Annotated in this window: 5 protein-coding genes and 1 pseudogene; 5 read left to right on the plus strand and 1 reads right to left on the minus strand. The window is 71.0% G+C overall.

Going from position 1 to position 5,366, the window contains the following annotated elements; genetic code table 11:
- Both D7W81_RS43150 and D7W81_RS39645 read left to right on the plus strand, forming a co-directional pair.
- Positions 1-191: pseudogene (locus D7W81_RS43150) on the plus strand (L-asparaginase 1); the annotation flags it as partial.
- A 71-nt stretch (positions 192-262) separates the two neighbouring features.
- Positions 263-1,174: a GGDEF domain-containing protein gene (locus D7W81_RS39645; RefSeq protein WP_120529987.1), complete on the plus strand. Its 912-nt coding sequence runs from the start codon at positions 263-265 to the stop codon at positions 1,172-1,174.
- Positions 1,175-1,237: 63 nt separating this feature from the next.
- Here the strand turns inward: D7W81_RS39645 and D7W81_RS39650 are convergent, their stop codons facing one another.
- Positions 1,238-2,830, minus strand: coding sequence for a HEAT repeat domain-containing protein (locus tag D7W81_RS39650; protein ID WP_120560516.1), 1,593 nt, complete (start codon positions 2,828-2,830; stop codon positions 1,238-1,240).
- 137 nt (positions 2,831-2,967) lie between these two features.
- Between D7W81_RS39650 and rpsU the strand changes: the two genes are divergently transcribed.
- From rpsU to dnaG, 3 genes are all read left to right on the plus strand, one after another.
- Complete coding sequence (gene rpsU, locus D7W81_RS39655; protein ID WP_014395136.1) at positions 2,968-3,162, plus strand: 30S ribosomal protein S21; 195 nt, start codon at positions 2,968-2,970, stop codon at positions 3,160-3,162.
- Positions 3,163-3,272: 110 nt separating this feature from the next.
- Positions 3,273-3,731: a GatB/YqeY domain-containing protein gene (locus tag D7W81_RS39660; protein WP_120560517.1), complete on the plus strand. Its 459-nt coding sequence runs from the start codon at positions 3,273-3,275 to the stop codon at positions 3,729-3,731.
- A 334-nt stretch (positions 3,732-4,065) separates the two neighbouring features.
- The coding region (gene dnaG / locus D7W81_RS39665; protein ID WP_120560518.1) for a DNA primase at positions 4,066-5,366 on the plus strand (1,301 nt) is incomplete at its 3' end.

Below are 5,366 nucleotides of genomic sequence, written 5' to 3' on the forward strand. Positions count from 1 at the left end.
GTGCGGACATGACCCCGTCGGCGGCGCTGGTGAAGCTGATGCAGGGGCTGGCGGAGCATCCCCGGGGGGGCGAGGCCCTCTCCCGCTTCCTCCGGACGCCCGTGGCCGGCGAGCTGTCCGTCGGGCGGCCGACAGTTCCTCCACCGGAGAAAAAAGGGCGCCCACCGGCGCGGGTGGGGCGGGTCGGCTGACACCGGGTGCGTGAAAGGAGCGTGGGTGTGCTTGCCGCCATGAAAAGGCGGCCCGTAAGATGGGAGGCGCGATGTCCGAGGAGAAAACTTCCGTCCATTCCATTTCGGACCTGCTGGGCAGTGCCCAGCAGCAGAGCGCGTATCTGATCGTCATCAGCGCCAAGTCCGCCGCCGGCATCGGGCGGATGTTCAAGCTGGACCGCTCTGAAGTGGTGCTGGGCCGCAGCTCCGAAGCCCAGTTCCAGGTGGAGGATGACGGCATCTCCCGCAAGCACGCGAAGGTCGTCGCCATTGGTGATGGCCGCTTCCAGCTGGTGGACCTGGGCAGCACCAACGGCACGTACCTGAACGGCCTGAAGGTGAGCGCGGCGCCGCTGTACGACGGCGACAAGATTCAAATCGGCTCCAACACGGTGCTGAAGTTCAGCATCCAGGACGCGCTGGAGGAGCAGTACCAGCGCAGCATCTACGAGTCCGCCACGCGCGACGGCCTCACCCGCGTCTACAACAAGAAGTACTTCATGGAGACGGTGCGCAAGGAGTTCGCGTACTGCCTGCGCCACCGCGTGCCGCTGTCGCTGGTGCTCTTCGACGTGGACCACTTCAAGCGCATCAACGACGTGTACGGCCACCCGGCCGGAGACTTCGTGCTGACGCGCATCGCGCAGCGGGTGGCGGACACGGTGCGCACCGAGGACCTGCTCGCGCGCTACGGCGGCGAGGAGTTCGCGCTGATGCTGCGCGAGTCCGCGGAGGACGCGGCCCTGGCGTGCGCGGAGCGCTGCCGCGTGGCGGTGGACCGCGCGGACTTCATCTTCAGCGGCACGCCCATCAAGGTGACCATCAGCCTGGGCGTGGCGACGCTGCTGGACTCGGACTTCTCCCAGCCGGAGGACCTCATCTCCGCCGCGGACAAGTACCTCTACCGGGCCAAGCACGCGGGCCGTAACCGCGTGGACGCCAAGGCCGTCAGCGGCCCCTGAACGCCGGCCGCGAGCACCGGTGGAAGGCCTGATCCACGGGCCTTCCGCCTTCCCGGCCTCCCGTCAGCGCCCGAAGCCCAACCGGCGAAGTCCCTCCGCCGACACGTGCTTCACGTGCGTGTCCGCGTCGTGCGCCGCCGCCTCGCTCAGCGCCGCCACCGCGTGCGGCCCGCCCAGCGATGACAACGTCCTCGCCACCGCGACGCGCACGTCCGCCACGGGGTCCCCTCGCAGGCGCTCGGCCAGGACGCGCACATGCACGGCGCGGCCCACGAACTCCAGCGCCCGCGCCGCCGCCGCGCGCACCACCGGGTGATCCGACGCGAGCAGGCCCGCCGCTTCGTCCCCGCGCGACGGCTGGCGGTAGGCGGACAGCACGTCCAGCGCGGCCACCACCACCTCCGGAGCCCCGTCCTCCAGCGCCTTCGCCGCCAGCGCCATCGCGTCGCCGTTCCGGGGCAGGGACCCCAGCGCGCGCACCGCGCCCGCGCGCACCGGGGCCACGTTCGAGGCAAGAAAGGGCGCCAGCCGCCGGGTGGGAGGCGGGCCCTCCGTGCAGTCCCCCAGCCGTGCCACCGCCTCCCCCTGCACCTCCGGCGTCCGGGCGTTGCGCCCCTCCGCCACATCCCGCAGGAAGGCGAAGCACCCCTTCTCGCGGGCCATCGCGCCCAGCCACGGCCGGGCGGCCTCCGCCGACTCCGCGTCCTTCACGCCCTGGAGCGCCATGTCCCGCAGGGGCTTGCCGGCGGACTCCGCCAGCCCGCGCGCCGCCAGCTCGCGAACCCGCCCGTCGTCGTCTCCCAGCGCCCCCTCCAGCTCCCGCTTCGCCAGCGGACCGTAGCGGCGCAGGGTGGCCACCGCCGTGCGCCGGTGCTGCACGTCACCGGACCCAAGCTCCGGCCGCAGCGCGTCCAGTTCGCGCGAGTACACGGCGAAGAGCCGGTTGATGACGGCCTCGTCCGGGGGCTTCGCCTCCATCAGGAGCATCCGGCCCACGGACGCGCGCTGCCGCTCGGCGACGGCGAAGAGGAGCTCCGCCATCACCGCGTCGCCCGCGACCGGCCGCGATGCCACCACGTCCAGGACCACGCGCGTCGCGGACCGCCCCTGGAACGTGGCCAGGTGCAGGAGCGCGGGCAGGCGCACGGACGGCTCCTGCGAGTACATCTCCAGCGCCAGCGACTGGCGCACGGCATCCCGCTTCGCCCACACCCGGGCGGCGGCGGCAGGGCCCCGTGCCCCGGCCTCCCGCAGGAAGTCCGCCGTGGAGCGGCCCGCGTCGGCCGCGGCCCGGACAGCGGTGAGGCAGGCCCCCAGGTCCGCGTCCGGCGAGGTGTCCATGATCCAATCCGCCAGGGCCCGCCGCTCCGTCAGGCCCCGGCTCCGGGCACCGGCCCGCACCGCGGCCCAGCGCACGCGCCAGCTCCCGTCCTTGAGCGCCGACTCCAACGCCAGCTGCGCTGGCGCCCCGCCGGCCCCCAGGGAGGCCACCCAGCTGTCCACCCGCCCTCCGGTGACGCAGGCTCCACAGGTCCGCGCGCGCAGCGACGGGTCCTCGACGTGGCGGCGGCAGGAGGCCCAGCACTCGGAAGCCACCGTGCCAGCCCGGGAAGGGCTGGCCGCCAGCAGGAGCACCAGGAGGAGGAGACGGGACACGCGCCGGACATTCTAGCGCACTCAGGGTCCATCCTTTCGGTGCGGGTCTCCTTGCCTTTTCCGGCCCGCTGCGCCATACCCCCCGACTTTCTGAAGATTTACAGATTGCATCCAGCTAGGCGGAAGGAGGTGACTGCATGCCCGGTATTCGAGTGAAGGAAGGTGAGTCCATCGAAAGCGCTCTCAAGCGCTTCAAGAAGGCCACCGAGAAGGCCGGAATCCTTTCCGAGATCCGCAAGCGCGAGCACTACGAGAAGCCTTCCGTGAAGCGGAAGAAGAAGGCTCTCGCCGCCAAGAAGCGCGCTGTGAAGAAGGCCCGCAAGTCGTACTAGCAGGCCCGCAGTGAGGAGCCGGGGCTCCTTGAAGCAGTCAGGTGCCCTGGCTCCCGCCGTCCCATCCCCTGGCGCGGCGACCCTTTTCCCCGCCTGTGAGGAATCCCGACATGACCACCCTGAAAGAGCGCCTGACCGCGGACCTGAAGGACGCGATGCGGGCCAAGGACGAGCTGACCCTGAGCGTGGTGCGCATGCTCAAGAGCGCCGTGAAGTACAAGGAGGTCGAGCCGGGCGCCAGCGAGCTTGACGACGCGGGCATCCAGCAGGTCATCGCCGGCCTCATCAAGCAGCGCCGCGACTCCATCGAACAGTTCAAGGCCGGTGGCCGCCCGGAGCTGGCGGACAAGGAAGAGCAGGAGATCTCCGTCCTGCAGCGCTACCTGCCCCAGCAGCTCACCCCCGCGGAGCTCACCGCCGCCGTCCAGGCCTCCATCGCCGAGGTCGGCGCCAAGGGCCCCAAGGACATGGGCGCGGTCATGAAGAACGTGAACCCCAAGCTCCAGGGCAAGGCCGAGGGCAAGGCCATCTCCGAAGAAGTGAAGGCCCAGCTGGCCAAGCTGTCCTGAAGCACCCGTGATTCCAGGGGACGGGGCGCCGGAGACGTCTTCCAGGTGCCCTCCCCACCCCGGGCTTGAGCGGATTTTTTGATCCCTCGCCCGCTGGCCATTAAGCGCTGATCCCAAGGCCGTCCGCCCGTCCCCCACTCCGGGAGGCGAGCAGGCAGCCTTCAGGAGTGCGCGCCGTGTCCCAACCGCCGTCTGTTTCCGCGCCCCGGTCGCGTCCGCGGTCCCTACCCGCCTGGGAGGGCAACCGTGGAGGCAGCCGGTCAGGGTGCGTCAGACGGGCCGGTCAGGATTGCGGGCGGAAGGCCGCGCTCATGCGGATGGATGGAGGGGCGTCGTGATTCCGGAGCACAAGATCCAGGAGGTCCTCGACCGCGTGGACATCGTGTCGCTGGTGTCCCGTCACGTGGAGCTGAAGAAGGCCGGGCGCGAGTTCAAGGGCCGCTGCCCCTTCCACCAGGAGAAGACACCTTCGTTCTACGTCGTCCCGGAGAAGCGCTTCTATTTCTGCCACGGCTGCCGGGCGAGCGGCGACGCGGTGTCCTTCATCCAGCGCTACCTGGGCAAGACGTTCCAGGACGCGGTGAGGGACCTGGCCCAGGAGGTGGGCATCGACCTGGAGGCCGCGCAGGACCCGGGCCTCAAGGAGCGTCAGCAGGTCAAGGAGGCCACGGACTTCGCCGCGGAGCACTTCCGCGCCCTGCTCTGGCACGAGGACGAAGGCCGCGCCGCGCGGGCCTACCTGGCCAGCCGGGGCGTGTCGGAAGAGGTGGCCCAGGGCTTCGGCCTGGGGTGGGCGCCCGCGCAGTGGAGCCTCCTGGCGGACCGCTTCCAGAAGAACGGCATGCTGGAGTGGGGCCTGAAGGCGGGCCTCATCACCAAGCGCAACAGCGGGGATGGCTGCATCGACTTCTTCCGCAGCCGCCTGATGGTGCCCATCCGCGCGCCGGAGGGGCGGCCCATCGCCTTCGGCGGCCGGCTGGTCGCGTCGGAGGACGGCCCCAAGTACCTCAACTCGCGCGAGTCCCGGCTCTACAACAAGAGCGAGACGCTCTTCGGCATGGACCAGGCGCGCGACGACATCCACAAGCGCAAGACGGCCGTGCTCGTGGAGGGCTACTTCGACTGCATCGGCCTGCACCAGGTGGGAGTGCGCCACGCGGTGGCCCTCTGCTCCACCAACCTCACCGCCGGGCACCTCCAGGTCCTCAAGCGCGCGGAGGCCCGTGACCTCGTGCTGCTCCTGGACGGGGACTCCGCGGGCCTCGCCGCCGTGGAACGCCTGGCCGGTCCCCTGCTCGCCGCGGGCGCCCCCACCCGGGTGGCGCTCCTGCCGCAGGGGGATGACCCGGACGTCTTCGCCCGCCGCGAGGGCACCGACGGCGTGGAGCGCCTGCTGGAGGGCGCCCAGCCCCTCACCGCCTACCTCTTCGCCACCCTGCTCCCCTCCGGCAAGCAGGCGAGCTTCGAGGAGAAGATGGCCGCCCTGGAGCGGCTCAGGCCCGTCACCTCCCAGGTGCCTCCGGGCCTGACGCGCTCGGCGCTCATCAGCGCGCTGGCGAACCACTTCGGCTGGATGCCGGCGCAGATTGAATCGTCGCTCCAGTACAAGCCGCCCCCCACGCCCAAGCCCCCCGC

The organism is Corallococcus aberystwythensis, from assembly GCF_003612165.1.
GTDB classification, from domain to species: domain Bacteria; phylum Myxococcota; class Myxococcia; order Myxococcales; family Myxococcaceae; genus Corallococcus; species Corallococcus aberystwythensis.